This is a genomic window from Bradyrhizobium sp. CCGB12, from assembly GCF_024199845.1.
GTDB lineage: Bacteria > Pseudomonadota > Alphaproteobacteria > Rhizobiales > Xanthobacteraceae > Bradyrhizobium.
Genome location: NZ_JANADO010000001.1, coordinates 4,986,284 through 5,005,288, shown reverse-complemented (window position 1 = coordinate 5,005,288; position 19,005 = coordinate 4,986,284). Strand labels below are relative to the sequence as shown.

Sequence of the window (19,005 nt, the reverse complement as noted above, 5' to 3'; positions counted from 1 at the left end):
GCAAAAAATCGCGTCTACCGCGCCGGCCTGATCTCCAGGGCGGGAACGGCACTGTCATTGGCTGCAATCAGCACCGGCGTGCTCGAGACGGGAATCCAGACCCCGGAGGCGGACTTTGCCGTCGGGTCGCACGGCATTGCAAAGCTTGTGCCTTGCTGATCGCCCTTGAGCCGGATCTCGTAACGTCGGTCCGGAGCCTCGGACCAGACCGCTATTCTGCCGCCGGCAGTCGTTGATGCATTGATCGACACGACACCGCTGGCGAGCTCTCGCCGCTCGGCACTCAGGCTGGAGCGAATGAAAGCCCAGGCGCCCTGAGCCGCACAGGCAACCGGCTTTGGCGAATTGTCGAAACGATAGAGTCCGAAATTGTCCTCCAGCTCCGATGGGTTCTTTCCACTGTCCTTGAGTTCGTAGAGCCACATTCCCTTGAGCCAGCGCGCGGTCGACGCCCACAGGATGAGCTGCGCCGTATTGTCGGCCTGGGCCTGTTCGCTGACGCCGCATTTGTTGGTGGCCGTGGTCCAGCCCGTCTCGGTGACGTAGATCGGAAAGTCGGGGTTTCCGCTCGCTTGGCCGACGAGGCGGTGAAACGCCGTCAGCCGGTCGATGATTTCGGCCGAGGTGCGTTTGCTCGGGCCCATGCAGAAATTGTAAAGATGGATCGAAGCGCCGTCCGCATATTGAAGGATGCCGGTCCGCAGCATCTTTTCCGTCCACGTCCAGCCCGGATCGTCGCCGAGCGCTCCGACCAGGAAAGGCGCATTCGGCGCAACGCGCTTGACCGCCGGTCGCGCGACGTGCGCGAGCGCCAGATAGTTTTCCGGCGAGAACGCGGCATCTTTCTTCGCCGCCAGATTCCATTCGTTCCAGAGCTCGAAGATCGGATGCTGCGGCAGGACCGATTGCGCGGCGGCCGCAGCATAATCGGCAAACCGTTGCCGCGCCTCATCGGTCGTCGGTGGCGAGGAATTCGGAACGAGATGATGGCCGAAGGCGAGGATCAGGAGAGGGCGCGCGACGCCGGATTTGACTTGTGCTTCGAGCCTGCCGAGCCTGGGCGTGAATCCCATCCGGCGTCCCCCCACCTCGAAATCGGACCAGGGGAAATCATCGCGGAAGGCGTTGAAGCCAAGTTGCTTGATCTGGGCGACGTTCTCCGTAGGCACGTATCCGCGTGCGCTCACCGGGCCGCCCAGTCCCTGATGCGTGCCGACCCCGAGCAGGAATCGGGCTTCGAGCGGTTGTGCCTGCTGCGCAGAGGCGGCGACCGGCAAGAGAATCGATGCGATGAGCCCCGCGAGGCGGAAGCTGCCGCGAACCAAGGTGCGTGGGAATGTCATTGGCTAGATCATGTTCGCGAGTGATGCATTCGCGGTGACACCAATTCCGGTCCGTGACATCGCCATCGCGATCTCCTGCATCTGCGAGGGCAAGCGTTTACGTTGAGCCGTCGAGCCATCAGAAATTCTTGGAGAGGTCCGACTCCAGCCCGGCCTTCGCCTCGACCGGCGCCCGGTCGTCCTGGAGCAGCTCGGCATAGACCTGCTGCAATTGCCCATGCGTCTTCTGAACGTCATAAAACTGCTTGAACCGGTCGTAGCCGCGCTGTCCCAGCACCTTGAGATCAAGATCGAGCGCTCGCCGGAAACCGTCGACGAGCGGCTGGACCGCGACGGGCTCGCAAAGCACGCCGGTCACGCCATCGACGACGATTTCGGGCAATGCTCCGCTGCGGAATGCCAGGATGGGCTTGGCCGCGCGCATCGCTTCCAGGGCGACGAGACCGAAGGCTTCCCATCGTGACGGGATGACGACGAGATCGGCCGCCTCGAGCTGGGTTTCGATGGTTGGGCGGTCGAGCCAGCCCAGCAGGGACACATTGGACGGGACGGTCGGGCCTTCGTACTTGTTGACGACGGAGGCGCCGACCAAGCGGATGTCCAAGACATCCTCGAGCGAGCGAGCCGCTTCGATCAGGAGATCGAAGCCCTTCTGACGGTCAAGGCGTCCGATGAACAGGACCTTGACCTTCGTGGACGTCCAATCTGCCGCGACGGGCTGCGGCGTGCGGCTCTTCGAGATGCCATTGTGGACGAGAGTGAGGCGCTCGGCGGGAATTCCGGCGCGCACCGCTTCGTTGAACTCGTCGCCGGAGATGCAGATGATTCGGTCCGACGTGCGCGCAAGGAGGTTTTCCGCCGCCTTCGTCACGAGATGGCTCAGCCGGCCGGTCTCGCGCGAAAACGCCCAGCCGTGTGGACAATAGACGACGCGCGGACCGTTCGAACGGGCCGCCAGCGCGGGGCGGAGCACGAGGCCTGCAAACGAGGAATGCAGATGCACCACGTCCGGCCGGAAAGCGTCCAGGGCCTGCATGCTTGCGCGCAGCATCTGGAAGAGCCCGGAGACGCTGCGGCCGGATCGTCCGAACGTCGTGATCTGATTGTCATCGATCGCGCCGAGGTCGCGACGATGGTCCGAAGGCACGACATAATGCACGTTCTCGGCGCCGAAGCTCGCCTGTTGCTGTGGGTGCAACTCGTTCAGGTAGCTCGCAATCCCGCCACGAATCGTCTCGGCGATGTGCAGCACTTTCATCGTTTGCCTTCCGTAGGGCCTCGTTGGAGAGCCGGACATCGTGGATCCTTAGTCTGATTTCGCGAGTGCGAAACACAGTTCCTCGAATACGTAGCGATAATGGGGCAGGGATGTGGTGATGTTGCGCCAAGTTTTTTTGTGCTTGCGATCGTCGCAAGAACGAAAAAAAAGTTTCATGGAACCATGCAACAGGCAGCGAGTTGCAAAACGTTTGTGCAATTACCATTGCGCGCGATAGGCGAGTTGCGGCGAATTTCAAGCAGCACTGGCGACCTCTGCCGGCCCTGCGAGATGATCGAGCAGAGCCTTCGCTGATTTCTTCCACGAGTAGAAGGCAACGCGATCCTGCTGCCTCCTGCGCTCCTGATCAGAGATGGCGCCGGCTGCCAGTCTTTCGAGCATGAGTTGCCTCAGCGCCTCGGCGTCGCTGGCGCGAAAATACGCAGCCGCATCACCGCACGTCTCCACCACGGCATCGGCCGTCGAGGCGATGACCGGACAACCGAAGATCATGGCTTCGAGCGGCGGCACACCAAAACCTTCGTAAAGCGATGGAAACACGAATGCCGATGCATGTGCGTAGAGAGCCGCGATCTCGCTGTCCGTCAGGCGCCCGGCCAGCAGCAGGCCGGCGGCGCCTTCGCCCGAATTGTCCTGAAATACCTTGCTGTTGTCGCCGCCGACGATGACCAGGGGAACGTCAGCCCGCTCGAGCAGCTGGATGGCACGAATCGCGACGGACAGATTCTTGTTTTTGGTCCTCGAGCCCACGTAGAGAAAGAATTTCCGCGCCTGAAGCCCGAGCCTGGCAATAATGTCGGGATCCGGTTTCGTCTTTGCGAAGTGTTCTGCGCTGTTGGGAAAGACCGGGATCTTCGTTGCCGATAGGTTCAGCACCTCGGCAAGTTCCTTGCGCGAAAAGGCCGATACGGTTGCGATGCTTGCGTGCCGGGCGAGCATCTGGCCCATCGTTCGGTGAACTGCCAGATAGCGCCAGTTGAAGAAATCGGGCCTGCGAAAGACCTGTGCGTCGTGGATCACGACAATGTGGTCGCGATGGAACACCGGGCCGGCATTGGCCAGACTGATCAAGCGGCCTCCCGCAGCGGCGCGCGCCAGTTCGATTTGATCCCAGGCATGCCCGCGCAACCGGCCGACGGTGCGAATCTTGATTCGCTCAAGCTGCAGGTCCTCGCTTGCATCCACGGGCGTCAGCAACTGCCAATCTGCGTTCCGCAGCGAGGCAGGAGTCTGCTCCGACGCCAGCTGCGCGTCGATCGCCTTGACGATTTCGGCGGCATAACGCTGAACGCCGGTGAGCTTTTGCGACAGAAAGCGGCCGTTGATGAAGAATTTCAATTGGCTACCACGATGGTTGATCGGAGTCCGGGCCGGGCTGCAGGAAACAGGTGGTGGACGAACCGCAAAGAGCAACCGTTAGGTACAGAAATATGACGCGGCTCTGCACGGTGCTGACGCTCTGCATGCATGGCTGGCGCCGCCTTGCTGGGTGCGAGGTCGCGGTGTAGATGTCGCGCATGAGCGATGACACCTGCGATGACACCTGCACCCTTCGAAGCGGACGGCTCCGCGCGACCGTCAAGGCGCAGGGCGCTGAGCTGTGCTCGCTCGAGGACGGGGGCGGCATCGAATTCGTCTGGCAGGCGGGGCCGGAATGGCCGCGCCACGCGCCGCTGCTGTTTCCGATCGTCGGGCGTCTTGCCAATGACGAATTACGGCACCGGGGCAAGACGTATCGGATGACCCAGCACGGCTTTGCGCGCGACAGTCGCTTTGCATGGGCAGAGCGCGGCGAGAGCCGCTGCACCTTGGTGCTCGAAGACAGAGAGGCGACGCGTGCGCTCTATCCGTTCGCGTTCCGGCTCACGGCCACCTATGCGATCGATGATTCCGGGCTCGACCTGACGCTGACGATCGCCAACACCGGCAAGGAGACATTGCCGGCTTCGCTCGGCGGCCATCCCGCCTTCAACTGGCCGCTCCAGCCCGAACTCGCGAAGGAGAGCTACGCGCTGACCTTTGCGAAGGCGGAGTCGTCTCCCATCCGCCGTCTTGATGGTGGACTGCTGCGCGCGGCCGCGGAGCCTGGTCCTGTCAAGGGCACGGTGCTTCCCTTGTCCGAAGCTCTGTTCGTCGATGATGCCGTCATCTTCGACCAGATCGAGAGCGGTTCGGTCCGCTATGCCGCGCAGCAAGGCGCATCGACCGGGCCTTGGCTGAAGATGTCCTGGCGCGGCTTTCGCGAACTCGGCGTCTGGTCAAAACCGTCGGGGGCGCCGTTCCTCTGTATCGAGCCCTGGCGCGGCTATGCCAGTCCCGCCGGCTTCGATGGCGAGTTCACCGACAAGCCGGGCCTGATGCATATCGCGCCGGACGCGCAGGAGCAGTTGTCGTTCCGGATCGAAGTCGGATCGTCTTGAGCTGATCGATGGGCTTCAGACCTCGATGCGCGTGAGGTCCTCGCCGAGCACGACCGGCCCCGCATAGTCCTGACGGACATCGTCGAGTAGCGCGTTCAGCATGGAATCGTCGGTGCGCGGACGGTGATGGGTCAATGCGAGCTTCTTGACTCCGGCCTTGGCCGCGACCTTGCCGACCGTATCGCCGCAGGCGATGGTGAATTTCGCAAGGCGGCGGAGGTGCTCGTTGTTGATCTCCGGCGTTGCGAGGAAGCAGCACTGAACGAGCAGGTCGGCTCCCTCAGCCAGTCGCTCGAGTCCGGGGCAGGGGACCGTGTCGCCGGAAATCGCAATGATCTTGCCCTCCGCCTCTAAGCGGTAGCCGAGGCACATCCAGCGCTGCAGGAAGGCCGGCGGCATGTCGAGGCCGTCGCCATGTGAGACGAGCTCGGCGCTGATCTTCCAGCGCCCGGTATTGAGAACGGGGCCCGGTACGACGTCCGTTGCGACGACCGGCTTCCAGCCGCCGAAGGTCGGCTCGCCCCGATCCCGCCAGGTGATGTCCTTGTCGTAGACCTGCGTGATCAGCGTATTGACCAGCCGTTCGGTATCTGGAGGTCCATAGATGCGCAGCTCGTCCTTGCGTCCATGCATCCATGAATTCAGCATCACATCGTAGAGGTCGCCGATGTGGTCGAAATGGTGATGGGTGAGAAAGACCGTCTTGATGGCGCCAAGCGGCACGCCGGCCTTGCTGAGCTGCACCATGACGCCGCGGCCGGCGTCGAACAGGATGTTCTCGTCGCCAAGCCTGATCAGCGTGGTCGTCGCCATCCGGCGCGGGTCCGGGCGTGGACCGCCGGTGCCGAGCAGTATGACCTCCATGACGCCACCTCCAGGTGCAGATCCCTGCGACGCACAGTAGATGCGAAGCTTCCGGCGGAGCAAGCCGCAGCGGGCTGTCGAGGTAGTATCGTATTTTCCGAATTATGGAGCTTGCTGGCGCGACGATGCGCGGGATGAGAATTGTGGGGCAATTCATACTTAATGTGTCAAGATCATGAGCAATATTGTTTGGGCATCGCAACACGCATAGTATCGCGGCAGGCAATTTCGGGGGCTCGAACAGGTCGTGAATGGGCGTTCACAAGACAGCGCGTTGCGCCACGATCTGAATTTTCAGGCCGGCTCGCAGGCACACAGGACATCGAATATCGTGGCTAATTCCGCTCGTCAGGAATCGCGTCCTATTGGCCGCGAGCGCCTGATCGTTGTCGAAGATGATCCGGTGACGCGGACGATGCTGGTCGGATATTTCAACGAGAACAATTTCGACGTGGTCGGCGCCGGCTCCTGCGCGGAATGCCGCCAGGCACTGCGCGCGCGTACTGATCTCGTCTTCCTCGACGTGCAGCTGCCTGACGGTGACGGCTTCGAGCTCGCCAAGGAGATCCAGGCGACCAGCAACGCCGGCATCATCTTCGTGACCCGTCGCGATACCGACGTCGATCGCATCCTCGGCCTCGAGATCGCCGGCGACCACTACGTCACCAAGCCGATCAATCTGCGTGACCTGCTCGCGCGTGCGCGCAGCGTGCTGCGACGGCGCTCGATCGACCGCAAGGCGGCGCGCAACCACAATTCGATCGCGTTCGGCGACTGGATCATCGACCTGACCCGGCGCGAGCTGCTCGGCAGTGACGGCAAGCCGGTGGCGTTGACCCGCGCCGAATTCGACCTGCTCGCCGCGCTGGTCGGCGCCGATGGCCGTCCGCTCAGCCGCGACTATCTGATCGAGGTGGTCAGCAACCGCCAGGCCGAGGTCGACATCCGCACGGTCGATGCGCTGGTGGCGCGGCTGCGCCGCAAGCTGGTCGGTAGCGGCACGCCCGTGATCGCGACCGTCACCGGTGTCGGCTACAAGCTCGCGCTCAGCGAGCGGCTCTAGAGCATGATCCGGAAAAGCGTGAAGCGGTTTTCCGACAAGATCATGCTCAAACAATAGCATCGCGCGCGACATCTCCGTCAGCGCGATGCGACGCGCTTCCATCTTGCTTCGATGCGCGCCTTGATCTGGCTGATGCGGGCCTCATGCGCGGCCCAATAGGCGCGGCTCGCGGCGGCGGTGCCTTGGCGATAGCGGGCATAGACGGCTTTGGGCGGCGTCGACGCCTTCGGGGCGCTCGCCGCTCTTGCCGGCGCCGCGGCAATTGCCGGAGGTGCCGGATCCGGAACGGCCGCGGTTTCTGCTCCCAGCGACGTCGAATTCATCGCGAGCAGACGATTACGCGCCCGGTTGCAATAGACTTGCGACCGCGGCGTCATCGTCTCCTCGCCATGACCCGCCCGATATTTCATCAGGGCGCGGCAGAGATCCCCGCTCGTGAGACGCCAGGCACGGCTGAGATAGAGCACCCCGTAGTGGATGTTGATATCAGGCTCCGCCAGTTGGGCATTGCTGCCGCGGAATCCCAGCATCGCCGCAGTCTCGGGCCGCACCTGCATCAGCCCGATTTCGCCGACGCTGCCGATCACGGCCGGGTTGTAGCCGCTTTCGACGAAGACGACCGCTTCGGCGATATCGGCAGGCAATCGGGTGTTTGCCGTTTCCCGTTCGATGATTTTCCGGATCGCGGCGCGGGAGGCCGGCGTTTCTCCGGCGCCGAGCTCGATCCTGCCGTCGGAGAGCGTCGTCGTGGGCGGCTCGTCCAGGCCGCCGTCCCCGGCGTGCGCGCAGATCGGGGCCGACAAGAGCACGGCGACCGCTGCGCGCCTCCACGTCGCGTTAAGATTGAAGCGTGTCCGATCCCGAGGCATGGCTTCCTGATAGAGCTTTGGAGTTAACAAACCGGCCTTGCGGCACGGCTAGCGCGCGCGGGCGCTCTGATCCGTCACGGGTCCTGGCGCGGGTCCCGCCAGCTGGTCGTCGACCGCATAGAGCGTGCAGCTGGACGACCATTTCATGCAGGCGGCGAGTGAATCGCGCCGGGCATCATCGGCGGTCACGCGTCCCGAGCGCCAACCGTAACCGCCGTTCGGCGACACCGCAAACGCCTTGTGCGGTATCATGCTGGCGAGATAGCGCGCGAACTCGGCGCGCACGGCCTCGTTGAGCTGGCGCGGCGGCGGCAGGGAATCGGGCGGGCCCAGGATGTCGCGGCCGACGAGGCCGCGCTCGCGCAGGAAGGCATCGACATAGGGCGTCCATTGCGGACGGCCCACGACCGAATAGAGGTAATGGCCGTCCTCGCCGTAAGGCTGCGCCGCGATGAATGTCGCGTTGCCGCCACTGCCGCGAAACCCATCGACGAAGCGGCGCGCGAGATCGGGACCGAAGTACGAATCGTTGCTCGCATAGACCCACAGCATCGGCACGCGCGAGGTCCTGCCGAACGTGGCGAAGGCCTGCACCAGCCCATCCGGATTGCAGACGTCGTCGTCGTCGCGCGAGCCGCGGCCGCCGGCAAAGCTGATCGCGGCGACGAGGCCGGGCGGCGCCTGCGCGGTGAGCGCGACGGTGGCGAGTCCGCCGGCGGAATGGCCGGCTGCGATCATGCCTGATGTCGTGACGTCGGTCCGGTGCGCCATCGCATCGATCGCGGCACGCAAATCGGCGACCGCGACGGCAGTCGCGGGCAGATAGGCGGCCTTCGCGCAGCCGCCGACGCTGTCGACGCGCCCGCCGGGCGAGCTGCCATAGCCGCGCCGCATCACGATTAGCGCGGCGAAGCCGCGCCGGGCATATTCGAGTGCGACGCCGTAATATTTGTGCGCCGACATCGTCGCGCGGTCGTCGAAGCTGCGCGGCGAGCCGTGGCTGAGCAGGGCGAGCGGATAGCGCTTCGCTCCCGCCGGGCGCACCAGGAACGCCTCCAGACCCTGCGGCCCGGCCTCCGCCATCGGGATGCGCAAGTCCTCGGTGTAGAACTCAGCGGCCATGGCATGGAACGGCGCGCTCGCCAGGGCAAGCCAGATGGTCAGCAGAGGCAGCAGCTTGCGCGGAGGCACCATGAGACGATTCGAGGGCCGGGACGCCTCGACCTTAGCATGATCCTGCAAAAGGCATGATCCGGCAAAAGCATCGCGGGGACGGCAGGCCTGTCTCCCGCCGGCTTCACTTCGGGACCGGCGCCCCGGAGCTGTCTGCCGTGTCGCCGCGGAGCTCGCGTTCGAACCGGCGCTTCACCTTGGCGAGGTCGTGATCCACGGCTGCGTTACGCAGCGTCGGGTTGAGTTCGATGTCGGTCTGCTCGACGTGTCCCGGGGACGAGAGAGTCAAGGAACTGGCGAGCAGCAGGGCCGTTGCGAAAATGGTCATGTCTCTATCCATGCGCCCAAATGCGGCCATTTGTTGCCGGCGTGGGTTGGCGGGTGCAAGCCCGATGCTATGGTGTAGCCGGACCTCATTTGACAACGACGAGGATAGTCCAGTGGCTGATGTTCATCCCGCGGCGGGCAAGCAGGCCTCGCCGGACACGCTCACCAATATTCCGCGGCTGGTGACGACCTATTTCGCCGGCAAGCCTGATGTGGCCGATCCCGGGCAGCGGGTGGCGTTCGGCACGTCGGGCCATCGCGGCACCTCGTTCAAGAACACCTTCAACGAAGGCCACATCCTCGCGACCACGCAAGCGATTTGTGATTACCGGCGAGAAAAGGGGCTGACCGGCCCGCTGTTCATCGGCATCGACACCCATGCGCTGGCCGAGCCCGCGCTGGTCAGCGCCGTCGAGGTGTTCGCGGCCAACGGCGTCGAGATCATGATCGACAAGGACGGCGGCTACACGCCGACGCCGGTGATCTCGCACGCCATCCTGACCCACAACAAGGGGCGTACCAGCGGCCTCGCCGACGGCGTCGTGATCACGCCCTCGCACAATCCCCCCGAAGACGGCGGTTACAAATACAATCCGCCGCATGGCGGCCCGGCCGACACCGACGCGACGTCCGTGATCGAGAAGCGCGCCAATGCTTATCTCGCCGACGCGCTCAAGGGCGTGAAGCGCATCGACTACGCCAGGGCGAAGAAATCCGCGAACGTCCACACCTATGACTTCATCACGCCCTACGTCGCCGATCTCGGCAATGTCGTCGACCTCGACCTCGTCAAATCCGCCGGCGTCAACATCGGCATCGATCCGCTCGGCGGCGCCGCGGTGCACTATTGGCATCCGATCATCGAGCGCTACGGCCTGAAGGCCACCGTGGTGAACGAGGCGATCGACCCGACCTTCCGCTTCATGACGGTCGATTGGGACGGCAAGATACGCATGGACTGCTCCTCGCCTTACGCGATGGCGAGCCTGATCGCGATGCGCGACCGCTTCGACGTCGCGTTTGCCAACGACACCGATGCCGATCGCCACGGCATCGTGACGCGCACCGGCGGCCTGATGAATCCGAACCACTATCTTGCGACCGCGATCTCTTACCTGTTCGCGCATCGTCCGAACTGGGGCAGGGACGCTGCGATCGGCAAGACCGTGGTGTCGAGCTCCATCATCGACCGTGTCGCAAAGAAGCTTGGCCGCAAGCTGGTCGAGACGCCGGTCGGCTTTAAATGGTTCGTCGACGGCCTCGTTGGCGGCTCCTTCGGCTTCGGCGGCGAGGAGAGCGCGGGCGCCTCGTTTCTGCGCCGCGACGGCACAGTGTGGACCACGGACAAGGACGGCGTCATCCTCGGCCTGCTCGCCGCCGAGATCATGGCGAAGACCGGCCGCGATCCTAGCCAGCTGTTCAATGACCTCACCGCCGAGCTCGGCGTGCCGCATTACGCACGCATCGATGTCGCCGCGACCGGGCCGCAGAAGAACATCTTGAAGTCCGTCACCCCCGAACAGCTCGGCCTGAAGGACCTCGCCGGCGATCCCGTCCGCGCCACGCTGAGCAAGGCGCCCGGCAACGGCCAGTCCTTCGGCGGCATCAAAGTCGAGACCGATTTCGGCTGGTTCGCTGCACGTCCGTCCGGAACGGAGGATGTGTACAAGATCTACGCGGAAAGCTTCCGCAGCACCGAGCACCTGAAGCGGATTCAGGAGGAAGCCAAGGCGGGGTTGGCGAGGGTGTTCGCGGCGTAAGACGTTCTGGAGCGCGGCTCCTCTTCTTACTCTCCCCTGGAGGGGGAGGGGTCGATGCGTATGCAGCGAAGCGAAATGCGCAGCGTAGTGGGGTGACAGTCCCTCGGCGATGAACAGTGCCCGTGTGGAGAGATCACCCCACCCCGTCGCTTCGCGCCGACCCTCCCCCTCCAGGGGAGGGTAAGTCGCATCCTCCGCCGTCCTCATCGGCCTTCGTGGGAACGATCCTCAGTTATATGTATACAGAATCTCCAACATAGGTAATTAGATACGTTAATTGTGCCTCTTGAACAATTCTAGATATCTATTTATGTATACACAACGCATACAATAACCCCAGGGAGATCGCCAGTGACAAAACCCTTCCCCATGAATGCCTGGTACGCCGCCGCCTGGGATGCCGAGGTGAAGCCGGCGCTGCTGCCGCGGACGATCTGCGGCAAGCACATCGTGATGTACCGCAAGGCCGATGGCTCGGTGGCTGCGCTGGAGGATGCCTGCTGGCACCGCCTGGTGCCGCTGTCCAAGGGCCGGCTCGAGGGCGACACCGTCGTCTGCGGCTATCACGGCCTGAAATACAACGCGCAGGGCCGCTGCACCTTCATGCCCTCGCAGGAGACCATCAATCCGTCCGCCTGCGTGCGCTCTTATCCCGTGGTCCAACGTCACCGCTACATCTGGCTCTGGATGGGCGATCCTGCGCTGGCCGATCCCGCGCTGGTGCCGGACATGCACTGGAATCACGATCCGGCCTGGGCCGGCGACGGCAAGACCATCCACGTCAAATGCGACTATCGCCTGGTGCTCGACAACCTCATGGATCTCACCCACGAGACCTTTGTGCACGGCTCCTCCATCGGCAATGACGCGGTCGCCGAGGCGCCGTTCGACGTCACCCATGGCGAGAAGACGGTGACTGTGACGCGCTGGATGCGCGGCATCGAGCCGCCGCCGTTCTGGGCCAAGCAGCTCGGCAAGTCCGGGCTTGTCGACCGCTGGCAGATCATCCGCTTCGAAGCGCCGTGCACCATCGCCATCGACGTCGGCGTCGCGCCAACCGGCACCGGCGCGCCGGAAGGCGACCGCTCGCAGGGCGTCAACGGCTTCGTGCTCAACACCATCACGCCCGAGACCGAGAAGACCTGTCATTATTTCTGGGCGTTCGTGCGCAACTATCAGCTTGGCGAGCAGTGCATCACCACCGAGATCCGCGAGGGCGTCTCCGGCATCTTCCACGAGGACGAACTGATCCTCGAAGCGCAGCAGCGCGCGATGGACGAGAACCCGGATCGCATCTTCTACAACCTCAACATCGATGCCGGCGCGATGTGGACGCGCAAGCTGATCGACCGCATGGTGGCGAAGGAAAGCCCGCCGCCGCACCTCCAGGCCGCGGAATAGCCGATATGGCCGAACGTGAGGTCGACCGTTCCGTCTCGCAGACCGTGAAGGCGCAGCTCGCGTTGCGCGACCAGATCCTGTCGGGCTCGTTGCGCCCGGGCGAGCGCATCTCAGAGCTCCAGGCGGTGGAGACCACGGGCGCCTCGCGCACGCCGGTGCGCATGGCGCTGGTGCGGCTGGAGGAGGAGGGGCTGCTGGAAGCGATCCCCTCCGGCGGCTTCATGGTGAAGGCGTTTTCAGAGCGCGACATCTCCGATTCCATCGAGCTGCGCGGCACGCTCGAAGGCCTGGCCGCGCGCTTCGCCGCCGAGCGCGGCGTCTCCGCGCGCGAGCTCGAGCCGCTGAAGGAATGCCTGGCCGCAATCGAAGAATTGCTGCGCCAGGTGCCGATTTCGGTCGATGCCTTCTCGTCCTATGTCACGCTGAACGCGCGCTTCCACGCGCTGCTGACGGAACTGTCGCGCAGTCCACCCTTGATCCGGCAGATCGACCGCGCTTCTGCGTTGCCGTTCGCCTCGCCCAGCGGCTTCGTGATGGCGCAGTCGGCGCTGCCCGAGGCGCAGCAGATCCTGATCATCGGGCAGGAGCACCATCGCGTCGTCATCGATGCGATCGAGAACCGCGAAGGCGCGCGCGCCGAAGCGATTATGCGCGAGCATGCGCGGCTCGCCGTGCGAAACCTTCGGCTCGCGCTGCGCAACCGGACCCATCTTGACCTCTTGCCGGCGCTCGCGCTGATCAAGACCGCAACCGATTGAGGGCAGTCACCATGCGCTTCATCGAAACCTGGATTCCGGCAACGCTCGTGTCGACGCGCGATCTCGCCCCCGGCATCCGCGAATTCCTGATCCGGCCGGATCATTTCGACGGCGCCGCCTATCCGGTCGGCAGCCACATCAATGTCAGCGTCACCATCGACGGTCTGCCGGAGACGCGATCCTATTCGCTGGTCGGCGAGGCCGCACCTCCCGGCTTCAAGATCGCGGTGCGCCGCACTGATGATTCCCGCGGCGGCTCGCGCTACATGTGGCAGCTCCAGCCGGGCGCGCGGCTCGACATCACCCAGCCCGCCTCGCTGCTCGCGGTGGATTGGGCGCGCGAGAATTATTGCCTGATCGCCGGCGGCATCGGCATCACGCCGATCCTCGGTGCCGCGCAGGCGCTGGCCCGCCGCGGGGCTGATGTCACGCTGCACTACGCCGTGCGCTCGCGCACTGAGGCCGCCTATCTCGACGATCTCGCCACGCTGCTCGGCGACCGCCTCGTCGTCCATGCGAGCGACGAAGGCAAGCGGCTCGATCTGGATGCGCTGTTCGCCTCGGTACCCGAGGGCGCGCTCGCGCTGTTCTGCGGCCCGATGCGCATGCTGGATGCCGCGCGCCACGCCTGGATCGGAGCCGGCCATTCGCTTCCCGACCTCCGCTACGAGACCTTCGGCTCCAGCGGCACGCTGCCGACCGAGACGTTTCGCGTGCGCCTGAAGGGCTCTGACGTCGAGCTCGAAATCCCGCGCGAGCGCTCGATGCTGGATGTGCTCAATGCCAGCGGCCACGACGTGATGTATGATTGCAAGCGCGGCGAATGCGGCCTGTGCGCCATCGACGTGGTCGCGGTCGACGGCGAGATCGACCATCGCGACGTCTTTTTCAGCGACCATCAGAAAAGAAGCAACCAGAAGATCTGCGCCTGCGTCTCCCGCGCGCGGGGCACCATCACGGTGGATACGCTGCTGCGCGCGGATGCGGTTTAGGTTGGACAGCCGCTATTGAACACGGTCGTCATGCCCGGGCTTGTCCCGGGCATCCACGTTCTTGGGTGCCGCTAAGGAAGAGCGTGGATGGCCGGGACAAGCCCGGCCATGACGACGTAGAAGCTTTCGTGCAGCCTACGCCGCGTAGATCGCCCGATACTTCTTCGTATCCAGCAGCGCCAACACACCGTCTGCCGCCACCGGACGGCTGATCAAATAGCCCTGCACTTCGTCGCAAGCGATCTGGCGCAGATATTCGAGCTGGTCGGCGGTCTCGACGCCTTCAGCGACGACGCCGATGCGCAGGTCGCGCGCAAGCGAGATCACCGACTTCACGATCGCGGCACAGTCCGGCTGCACCAGCATGTCGCGGATGAAGGACTGGTCGATCTTGATGCGGCTGAACGGCAGCTTGCGCAGATAGGTGAGCGAGGAGAACCCGGTCCCGAAATCGTCCAGCGCCACCGTGACGCCGAGCTCCAACAGCGCGTTCAGGATCGGGACGGCGGAACCGTATTTCGACAGCAGCATCGATTCCGTGATCTCGATCTCGAGCCGGCTGGGAGAGATCTTCGCATCGGCCAGCGCCTGCACGATGGTCTGGAGGATGGATGTGTTGTGAAACTGCGCCGCGGAGAAGTTCACGGCGACCCTGATCTCTTCCGGCCATTGCGCCACCGTCGCGCAGGCGCGGCGGATGACCCATTCGCCGATCTCGTGGATCAGCCCGGTCTCCTCCGCGATCGGGATGAATTCGCTCGGCGGCACCAGTCCGCGCGTGGGGTGCTGCCAGCGTAACAGGGCCTCGAAGCCGGTGATGCGGTTGTCGCCGAGACCGAGGAACGGTTGGAACACCAGGAACAGCTCGTCCCTTGCGATCGCACCCTCGAGGTCCGATTGCAGCGCCTTGCGGTCGCGCGACACCCTGTCGTCGGCTTCCTCGAAGAAGCAGACCGTGCCGGCTCCGGCCTTCTTGGCGCGATAGAGCGCCGTGTCGGCATTCTTCATGATATCGAGCGCGGTGGTGCCGTCGCGCGGCGCCAGCACGATGCCGACACTGGTCGCGCCGGCGATCTGGCGGCCCTCGATCTGGAAAGGGTCAGTGAAGGCCGCGACGAAGCGCTCGGCGATCTCGAGCGCATCTTCCGGCCGCGCCAAATTATTCATCACCAGTGCGAACTCGTCGCCGCCGATGCGCGCGACGTGCTCGGCCGCGCGCGTGCAGCGCTGCAGGCGGCTCGCGACCTGGACCAGGAATTCGTCGCCGGCGGGATGGCCGAACTGGTCGTTGACCTCCTTGAAGCGGTCGAGGTCGAGCAGCAACACCGCGAATTCCTCGCCTGACAGGGCCAGTCGTTTCAATGCGGCTTCGAGCGTCTCGTTGAAGGCGACGCGGTTGGGCAAATGGGTGAGGGGATCCTGGCGCACTGTGCGCTCCGCCTCGATCTGCCGCATCACGCGCCGCGCGAACGCGAACGAATTCACGAACACGCCGCGGATCAGCACGCTTCCGTAGACCACGACGAGGAAGGCGATCAGCAGGAAGGCGAGATCGCCGTTCCTGCCGAGGCAGACGGCGATGCCGAGGAAGATGGGCGCCGTGAAGGCGATGGCTGCGATCGGGATCGTGGCGAAGGCGAGCGCGCCGCCGGCCAGCATGCCCGAGCAGAGGCAGGTGATGACGAGCTGGCCGCCGGTCGAGGCATCGGCGAAGAAGGCGACCGGGACGATCCCCCAGGCCGCGCCAAGGATGAAGGCGTTGCGCACCAGCCGATGCATGGCGCGGCGCGAGACGAATTGCGGCTTGGTGATGCGGCGCGCGGCGTACGATTGCACGCCGAATCCGATCGCGGCGGCGGCGACGGCGACCGCCCAGATCAGGCCGGGCATCCTGTCCGGCGACTGCCACAGCGCGATGGCCAGCACGATGGCGTTGCAGGCATTGGCGAGCATGATGCCGACCGAATAGCCGAGCACCAGCGACATCTGTTCGGCGCGGATATGGCCGCCCACGGCTTCGTCGGTAGCAGGACCGCCAAAGGCCGACAGATCGCCGGCGAACAGCCGCGCGAAATAGCTGGTCGTTTGAGTCCGCATTCAAGAGCCTAGCAGCTTGAGCCGTTTGTCCGGCTCGACCTGGAGAATTCGCTGCAAACCTTTGAGGAACTATGAATTATCCCCGTTTGCCAGGCTCGCTATGCCACTTCTCCGTGTTCAAACGAGGGTATCGATAACAAATCGATACAAATGCGGCGCCCCGCGTTACGGCTGTAGCGGAAAGCTGGCGCCACTGGCTCTGATGTCATGCTCCGGCGATGACACCGGCATCCGGGAACCCCTGTTCGCCCAGAAACCGCGTCAGCGCATCCGTCTGCTGCGAATTCACGAAGGCGCCGATGTAACCGTCAGGACGCACCAGCACCCAGTCTCCTGGTGACAGGGTGTAGGCGGTACGGAAGTGCGCGCCTTCGTCGATGAGCTCTTCACCCAGGCCGATGCAGTGTATGTGCAGTCCAGCGCGCGCCGTCACGGCCTCCCGCTTCACCTCATAGCCAAGCAGGGTCCAATGGGGTCCCTTCAGCAGTTCGAACAATCGCGTCGCATGTCCGGCGGCACCGCGGAGCGGCGCATCCGGCGCACGGTCTCCCGCGAACGGGCCCTCCGAACGCTTCGGCTTTTCCAGTGCCAGCGACGACCCGGGATAGCCGATATCCAGTTGCTGCACCTCGCGGCCGCGCCTCATGTCGCCGCGCTTGGCGGCTTCCAGCAAATTCGTGGCAAGGCCGAGCATGCCTGCGGCAACGGGACGCCGCTCGCTTTCATAGGAGAGAAGCAGAGCTTCGGACGTGCCGCCGATCACCGCGGCGAGCTTCCAGCCGAGATTGTAGGCGTCCTGCACGCTGGTATTGAGCCCTTGCCCGCCTGTCGGCGGGTGAATGTGAGCCGCATCTCCGATCAGGAAGGCGCGGCCATCCCTGTAACGATCGGCGAGGCGCGCGTTCATCTGATAGGCCGACGCCCAATGCACGGCGTGAACGCGGATGTCGTCGCGCCCCGTGCGCTCCGCGATCATCGACGAAAGCCCTTCGGCCGTAAGATCGACCTCGCCCTCAAGCGAAATCGGAGCCTGCAGCTGAAACAGCTCCGTTCCGGCCAATGGACACAGCGCCATCTGGCGGTCCATCGCGCCGTCGTTGAAGCGGTGCCATGCGGTGCGGTCCAGCCCCGTCAGGACGACATCGGCCACCACGGCGCGCACGCCAAGGGTCTTGCCCTGAAAACCGATATTGAGCGTGTGACGCACGAAGCTGCGCCCGCCATCGGCCCCGACGAGATAACGCACCCGCATCGTCTCCATGCCGGCCTTGCCTGAAAGACGCGCGGTCACACCGTCCTGGTCCTGCTCCAGGCCGATCAGTTCGCAGCCATATTCGACCCGCTGTCCAAGTTCGAGCAGCCGCTCGCGCATCACGGCCTCGGTCTTAAATTGCGGAATCATCAGCGCCATATGGTAGGGCTCGGCGGGCGTCCGCTCGATGAGCGCCACGACGTCGGAGTCGCTGAAGCTGCCGTCGTCGCGGTATTCACGCTGTGGCGGGTAGTGACCGCCGGCCGCGACAATGCGGTCGAGAACGCCGAGATCCTCGAATATCTCCTGGGTTCGCGGCTGGATTCCCTTGCCGCGCGACCCGTGGAACGGGCGGTCCATTTTCTCGATCAGCCGAAAGGAGATGCCCCGCCGCGCGAGGTCGATGGCGAGCGTGAGGCCGGCCGCGCCTGCGCCGCAGATCAGGACATCCGCCGTGAATTGCTTTGTCATGGGATCCTCAATATGTGTAATATGCATATATTAAATGGAGGGCCGCCGGGGTGTCAAGAAGGGTGCAAAATACACATATTAAAAAACAGGTCCGTTCGCTTCACGAGGCGTTGATCGACATCATCAGCGTGATGAACCGCCGGCAGGGCGACGAGATGATGATCCGCGAAGCCGGGATATCGCTCGATCGCGCGCTGTTTCCGTTGCTGGTCGGTATCGAGCGGCGCGGCCCGATCGGCGTCGTCGATCTCGCCGATCGCATGGGGCGCGATTACACCACGGTCAGCCGACAGGTCGCGAAGCTGGAGACTCTGGGCTTGGTCAAGCGCCACGCCAGCGAAGCCGATCGCCGCGTCAGCGAGGCCACCATTACGCCCAGCGGCAAGGCGATGACGGACGCGGTCGACAGGGCGCGTGAGCGGATCGTCGGCGGGATGTTCGCATCCTGGCACGATCAGGAGATCGAGGATCTCGTGCGCCTGATGCGCAAGCTCGCCGACGCGATGATCGCGCCGGGCGAGCGAGCTTGAAATCGCTCACGAAGCGCGGCTCGTTACCGCTCCATCTGCTTCGGATCGTAATAGAACCGCTCCTCGATCAGCTTGTCGCCCCGCCAGGTCTGCCAGGCGATCTCGTCTAGTGTCCGTGTGGCCCCTTCAGCGTTGGTGAAGCTGAAGATCCAGCGGGTCGCTACGTGGTCGCCCTCGATCAGGCTCGGCCCGATGCGCACGGCCTTGACCTCCCTGGAGGCCGCCAGCACGGCGCGCTCCTTGGCGACGAGCTTGTCGCGGCCGACCGTCGGGGCGGTGTTGTTCTCGTAAGTGGCGGCGTCTGACGTGCAGAATTGCTCGATGGCGCCGATGAAATCTCCGGCTTCCAGCCGCTGGGCAAAGGCTTCAACGATCTCGCGGCTCGGCATGGCATACCTCTCGAATA

17 protein-coding genes are annotated in these 19,005 nt (G+C 64.3%); 7 read left to right on the top strand and 10 right to left on the bottom strand.

Annotation, left to right across the window (positions count from 1 at the left end):
- Nucleotides 1-14 precede the first annotated feature (14 nt).
- From NLM27_RS23375 to NLM27_RS23365, 3 genes are all read right to left on the bottom strand, one after another.
- Nucleotides 15-1,343, bottom strand: coding sequence for a hypothetical protein (locus NLM27_RS23375; RefSeq protein ID WP_254145564.1), 1,329 nt, complete (start codon nt 1,341-1,343; stop codon nt 15-17).
- Nucleotides 1,344-1,461: 118 nt separating this feature from the next.
- Entirely contained in the window at nt 1,462-2,601 is a 1,140-nt protein-coding gene (locus NLM27_RS23370) for a glycosyltransferase (RefSeq protein WP_254145563.1), read from the bottom strand.
- A 255-nt stretch (nt 2,602-2,856) separates the two neighbouring features.
- Nucleotides 2,857-3,960: a glycosyltransferase family 1 protein gene (locus NLM27_RS23365; RefSeq protein ID WP_254145562.1), complete on the bottom strand. Its 1,104-nt coding sequence runs from the start codon at nt 3,958-3,960 to the stop codon at nt 2,857-2,859.
- Between the two features lie 179 nt (nt 3,961-4,139).
- Here NLM27_RS23365 and NLM27_RS23360 point away from each other — a divergent pair, with 179 nt between their 5' ends.
- Nucleotides 4,140-5,042, top strand: coding sequence for an aldose 1-epimerase family protein (locus NLM27_RS23360; RefSeq protein ID WP_254145561.1), 903 nt, complete (start codon nt 4,140-4,142; stop codon nt 5,040-5,042).
- A 15-nt stretch (nt 5,043-5,057) separates the two neighbouring features.
- Here NLM27_RS23360 and NLM27_RS23355 read toward each other — a convergent pair whose 3' ends face one another.
- A complete protein-coding gene (locus NLM27_RS23355) occupies nt 5,058-5,906 on the bottom strand; it encodes an MBL fold metallo-hydrolase (protein WP_254145560.1) in 849 nt (282 codons plus the stop codon).
- Nucleotides 5,907-6,153: 247 nt separating this feature from the next.
- Here NLM27_RS23355 and NLM27_RS23350 point away from each other — a divergent pair, with 247 nt between their 5' ends.
- On the top strand, nt 6,154-6,969 hold the full coding sequence (locus tag NLM27_RS23350) for a response regulator (RefSeq protein ID WP_254145559.1): 816 nt from the start codon (nt 6,154-6,156) through the stop codon (nt 6,967-6,969).
- A 77-nt stretch (nt 6,970-7,046) separates the two neighbouring features.
- Here NLM27_RS23350 and NLM27_RS23345 read toward each other — a convergent pair whose 3' ends face one another.
- From NLM27_RS23345 to NLM27_RS23335, 3 genes are all read right to left on the bottom strand, one after another.
- Nucleotides 7,047-7,778 (bottom strand): transglycosylase SLT domain-containing protein, encoded by a 732-nt coding sequence (locus tag NLM27_RS23345; protein WP_375142263.1) that lies wholly within the window; start codon nt 7,776-7,778, stop codon nt 7,047-7,049.
- A gap of 108 nt (nt 7,779-7,886) precedes the next feature.
- Complete coding sequence (locus NLM27_RS23340) at nt 7,887-9,032, bottom strand: S9 family peptidase (protein ID WP_254145557.1); 1,146 nt, start codon at nt 9,030-9,032, stop codon at nt 7,887-7,889.
- 103 nt (nt 9,033-9,135) lie between these two features.
- A complete protein-coding gene (locus NLM27_RS23335; RefSeq protein ID WP_254145556.1) occupies nt 9,136-9,339 on the bottom strand; it encodes a hypothetical protein in 204 nt (67 codons plus the stop codon).
- 112 nt (nt 9,340-9,451) lie between these two features.
- Here NLM27_RS23335 and pgm point away from each other — a divergent pair, with 112 nt between their 5' ends.
- The 4 genes from pgm to NLM27_RS23315 all read left to right on the top strand — a co-directional run bounded on the left by pgm (nt 9,452) and on the right by NLM27_RS23315 (nt 14,249).
- Nucleotides 9,452-11,098 carry a phosphoglucomutase (alpha-D-glucose-1,6-bisphosphate-dependent) gene (gene pgm / locus NLM27_RS23330; RefSeq protein ID WP_254145555.1) on the top strand — a complete coding sequence of 549 codons (1,647 nt, stop codon included), beginning with the start codon at nt 9,452-9,454 and terminating at the stop codon, nt 11,096-11,098.
- A 369-nt stretch (nt 11,099-11,467) separates the two neighbouring features.
- Nucleotides 11,468-12,499 (top strand): aromatic ring-hydroxylating dioxygenase subunit alpha, encoded by a 1,032-nt coding sequence (locus tag NLM27_RS23325; protein WP_256570310.1) that lies wholly within the window; start codon nt 11,468-11,470, stop codon nt 12,497-12,499.
- A 5-nt stretch (nt 12,500-12,504) separates the two neighbouring features.
- Complete coding sequence (locus NLM27_RS23320) at nt 12,505-13,257, top strand: GntR family transcriptional regulator (RefSeq protein WP_254145553.1); 753 nt, start codon at nt 12,505-12,507, stop codon at nt 13,255-13,257.
- Nucleotides 13,258-13,268: 11 nt separating this feature from the next.
- Entirely contained in the window at nt 13,269-14,249 is a 981-nt protein-coding gene (locus NLM27_RS23315) for a PDR/VanB family oxidoreductase (protein WP_254145552.1), read from the top strand.
- Between the two features lie 135 nt (nt 14,250-14,384).
- On the opposite strand, the gene NLM27_RS23310 is transcribed toward NLM27_RS23315, so the two are convergent.
- Both NLM27_RS23310 and NLM27_RS23305 read right to left on the bottom strand, forming a co-directional pair.
- Nucleotides 14,385-16,346 carry a bifunctional diguanylate cyclase/phosphodiesterase gene (locus NLM27_RS23310; protein WP_254145551.1) on the bottom strand — a complete coding sequence of 654 codons (1,962 nt, stop codon included), beginning with the start codon at nt 16,344-16,346 and terminating at the stop codon, nt 14,385-14,387.
- Between the two features lie 205 nt (nt 16,347-16,551).
- The gene (locus tag NLM27_RS23305; RefSeq protein WP_254145550.1) at nt 16,552-18,069 is read right to left on the bottom strand and encodes an FAD-dependent oxidoreductase; all 1,518 of its coding nucleotides are present in this window, start codon (nt 18,067-18,069) and stop codon (nt 16,552-16,554) included.
- A gap of 110 nt (nt 18,070-18,179) precedes the next feature.
- On the opposite strand from NLM27_RS23305, the gene NLM27_RS23300 reads away from it, so the two are divergent.
- Complete coding sequence (locus NLM27_RS23300) at nt 18,180-18,599, top strand: MarR family winged helix-turn-helix transcriptional regulator (RefSeq protein ID WP_254145549.1); 420 nt, start codon at nt 18,180-18,182, stop codon at nt 18,597-18,599.
- Between the two features lie 23 nt (nt 18,600-18,622).
- On the opposite strand, the gene NLM27_RS23295 is transcribed toward NLM27_RS23300, so the two are convergent.
- Nucleotides 18,623-18,988, bottom strand: a complete 366-nt coding sequence (locus NLM27_RS23295) for a nuclear transport factor 2 family protein (protein WP_254145548.1) — start codon at nt 18,986-18,988, stop codon at nt 18,623-18,625.
- Between the last annotated feature and the right edge of the window lie 17 nt (nt 18,989-19,005).

What these genes read in the sequence shown, in the direction of transcription:
- NLM27_RS23335 (WP_254145556.1), bottom strand. Translation starts at nt 9,339, where the DNA reads ATGACCATTTTCGCAACGGCCCTGCTGCTCGCCAGTTCCTTGACTCTC.
- NLM27_RS23375 (WP_254145564.1), bottom strand. Translation starts at nt 1,343, where the DNA reads ATGACATTCCCACGCACCTTGGTTCGCGGCAGCTTCCGCCTCGCGGGG.
- NLM27_RS23295 (WP_254145548.1), bottom strand. Translation starts at nt 18,988, where the DNA reads ATGCCGAGCCGCGAGATCGTTGAAGCCTTTGCCCAGCGGCTGGAAGCC.
- NLM27_RS23340 (WP_254145557.1), bottom strand. Translation starts at nt 9,032, where the DNA reads ATGGTGCCTCCGCGCAAGCTGCTGCCTCTGCTGACCATCTGGCTTGCC.
- NLM27_RS23310 (WP_254145551.1), bottom strand. Translation starts at nt 16,346, where the DNA reads ATGCGGACTCAAACGACCAGCTATTTCGCGCGGCTGTTCGCCGGCGAT.
- NLM27_RS23320 (WP_254145553.1), top strand. Translation starts at nt 12,505, where the DNA reads ATGGCCGAACGTGAGGTCGACCGTTCCGTCTCGCAGACCGTGAAGGCG.
- NLM27_RS23370 (WP_254145563.1), bottom strand. Translation starts at nt 2,601, where the DNA reads ATGAAAGTGCTGCACATCGCCGAGACGATTCGTGGCGGGATTGCGAGC.
- NLM27_RS23355 (WP_254145560.1), bottom strand. Translation starts at nt 5,906, where the DNA reads ATGGAGGTCATACTGCTCGGCACCGGCGGTCCACGCCCGGACCCGCGC.
- NLM27_RS23325 (WP_256570310.1), top strand. Translation starts at nt 11,468, where the DNA reads ATGAATGCCTGGTACGCCGCCGCCTGGGATGCCGAGGTGAAGCCGGCG.
- NLM27_RS23360 (WP_254145561.1), top strand. Translation starts at nt 4,140, where the DNA reads ATGAGCGATGACACCTGCGATGACACCTGCACCCTTCGAAGCGGACGG.
- NLM27_RS23315 (WP_254145552.1), top strand. Translation starts at nt 13,269, where the DNA reads ATGCGCTTCATCGAAACCTGGATTCCGGCAACGCTCGTGTCGACGCGC.
- NLM27_RS23305 (WP_254145550.1), bottom strand. Translation starts at nt 18,069, where the DNA reads ATGACAAAGCAATTCACGGCGGATGTCCTGATCTGCGGCGCAGGCGCG.